The 2,691-nt window shown below is 40.2% G+C and carries 3 protein-coding genes; 2 read left to right on the forward strand and 1 reads right to left on the reverse strand.

Going from position 1 to position 2,691, the window contains the following annotated elements; all coding sequences use genetic code 11:
• Positions 1 to 1,183: Tn3 family transposase (locus H1P_RS35200; protein WP_144876416.1), on the forward strand; the 1,183-nt coding region annotated here is incomplete at its 5' end.
• Positions 1,184 to 1,244: 61 nt separating this feature from the next.
• Positions 1,245 to 2,078, forward strand: a complete 834-nt coding sequence (locus H1P_RS35205; protein ID WP_144876418.1) for an ArsR/SmtB family transcription factor — start codon at positions 1,245 to 1,247, stop codon at positions 2,076 to 2,078.
• A gap of 59 nt (positions 2,079 to 2,137) precedes the next feature.
• On the opposite strand, the gene H1P_RS35210 is transcribed toward H1P_RS35205, so the two are convergent.
• Positions 2,138 to 2,691: tyrosine-type recombinase/integrase (locus H1P_RS35210; RefSeq protein ID WP_144876420.1), on the reverse strand; the 554-nt coding region annotated here is incomplete at its 5' end.

Consider the following 2,691-nt stretch of genomic DNA (forward strand, 5'->3'; position numbering starts at 1 on the left):
TAAGTTTAAGAGTATGGGTACGAGAGAAATACTAGATAGAGAAACCTTACAGAAACGATTATTACTCTGTCTGTTTGGTATGGGGACTAATACGGGATTGAAGAGAATCAATACGGGAATAGATGGGGAGAACTATCAGGATTTAATTTATGTCCGCCGTCGTTTCATTCACAAAGACCAGTTACGCAGTGCTATCGCCGAGATAGTCAATGCCACCTTTGAGATTCGTTTGCCTCATATCTGGGGCGAAGGCACGACTACCTGTGCTAGTGACAGCAAACATTTTGGTGCTTGGGAGCAAAATCTTATAACTCAGTATCATCTTCGCTACGGTGGTAGAGGAGTAATGATTTACTGGCACGTTGAGAAAAATTCTACCTGTATCTATTCTCAGCTTAAAACCTGCTCTAGTAGCGAAGTATCGGCGATGATTAATGGGGTTTTGAAGCACTGTACCAGTATGGAAGTGAAGAAGAATTATGTAGATAGTCACGGTCAAAGTGAGGTGGCTTTTGCCTTTACCCACTTGCTAGGTTTTCAATTAATGCCCAGACTCAAAAGAATTAAGGTGCAGAAACTCTATCGCCCTCATGCGGGTCAAGCTGATGCTTATCCTAATCTAGAACCCGTGATGACTCGTCCCATAAACTGGGACTTGATTCGACAGCAATACGACCAGATGGTGAAATACGCCACTGCTTTGCGGTTGGGTACGGCAGAAACCGAAGCCATCTTGAAACGGTTTAGCAAGAATCCTTTTAAACATCCTACCTATTTGGCTTTGATGGAATTGGGTAGAGTCATTAAAACCATTTTCCTCTGTCAATATCTCGACTCGGAAGCGATACGCCGAGAGATTAATGAAGGATTGAATGTAGTAGAGAGATGGAATGGAGTTAATAATTTTATCTTCTACGGTAAGGGTGGGGAATTTGCTTCTAATCGCTTGGAGAGTCAGGAGTTATCGGTATTGTCTTTGCACCTGTTACAAATTTGTCTGGTGTATGTGAATACTTTGATGATTCAGAGCGTACTGGCGCAGAAGCATTGGCAGAAGAGATTGACGGCGAGAGATTTACAGGCGATTACACCTTTGATTTTCAGCCATGTAAATCCTTATGGGTTGTTTAAGCTGGATATGAAGGAGAGGATTTCAAGGTTATCGCAACCATTGGTGGCTTAGAAAGCCAAACTTGAGCTAAATATTCATTGACTTCTCATGTTATTTCGGTTATTCTAGAAATATGGATAAAAGCATCTCTTATTACGCGGACTTGTTTGCAGCGATGGGTTCAGAGCCACGACTCAGAATCATGCAGTTGCTGTTTACATCTTATCCCAAAGGGATGGTAGTAAATGAAATCAAAAACAAGTTAGAAATTCCCAATTCTACTCTTTCTCACCATTTAGAAAAGCTGAAAGTAGAAAATTTGGTCAAAGTCCGAAAAGATAAGCAGTATCTTTGGTACACAGCTAATGCAGAAGCAATGGAGGATTTACTGTCGTTTTTTTGTACAGACAATTCTTCAAATGCTCTTCACGCTTTTGAGCCAGTAGAAAATTCAATAAAAGAGGAAAAGTCTATGTCAGAACAGTTGTTCAGACCAATTTGGGATAAGCTATTTACCACTCTAGGATTCCCCTTACCTTCTAGATTTACTCAGGAGGCAATTACAGCTATAAAATTTGCTCAATGTGAGTCTCTTCGTTTAAAACATCGATATGTCGGCACTGAACAAATTCTAATCGGGCTAATTAGCGAAAAAAGTGGAATAGCTTGGCAATTTCTGGATGAAGCAGGATTAAATCTAGAAAAAGTTCAAACTGAAACCGAAAGACTTGTTGGACGTGGAAATAACAGTTCGATTCCCATATTTATGCCTTTTACTCGACGAGTAAAAGAAATTATGGAAAATGCTTTGCAAGAGTCTTTGAAGTTAGGCAAAAATCATATAGGTACAGAACATCTGCTATTAGGGCTACTTGGAGATGTTGACAGCTTAGGATTCAAGATTTTGGGCAATTTGGGGGTAGATATCAGTAATTTTGAACAAAAACTACGTAAATCTTTAATTTGAGAACAATCTTCAGCCATAATTACAATTTTTATTCAATCTACTAAATTGTTTCATCGTCTTTAATCCATCCAAAAGTTCTCAAACCTTTGAGGTGAAATTTGAGTATAGCGAACTGTGTGATGAATGTTTTTGTGACCTAAATAATCTTGAATCGCCCTGGTATCATGACCGCTCGCAGCTAAATAATAACCGCAAGCATGACGCAATTGATGGGGATGAACAAGAATAGGAATACCAGCTAATTCTCCTGCTCTAGCTATAATGTGGCGAACAGAACGAGTTGAGAGAGGAGCTTTTCGCTCGGAGACAAAAACATAGCTCGTATCGGTATAATCTCTCTGAATTTGGCGTAAGGCTCTCAGTTCGGGAGAACGTAAAGGATGAATGCTGTCACGACCGTGTTTGACCCGATGCACTTCAATATAACCATCTGCCAAGTCTATCTGCGTCCATTTGAGGGCTACTAATTCGGCAGTTCTCAATCCGTGGCGGAACATCAGTAAAATAATTGCTCCATCTCTGATACCATGACGACCTACTTTTTTGGCAGCGCGAATCATCGCTTTGATTTCATCGGTTCGCAGGTATTCTCTGTCTCTGGTTGATGGTTTTT

The organism is Hyella patelloides LEGE 07179, from assembly GCF_900659865.1.
In the GTDB taxonomy this organism is placed as follows: domain Bacteria; phylum Cyanobacteriota; class Cyanobacteriia; order Cyanobacteriales; family Xenococcaceae; genus Hyella; species Hyella patelloides.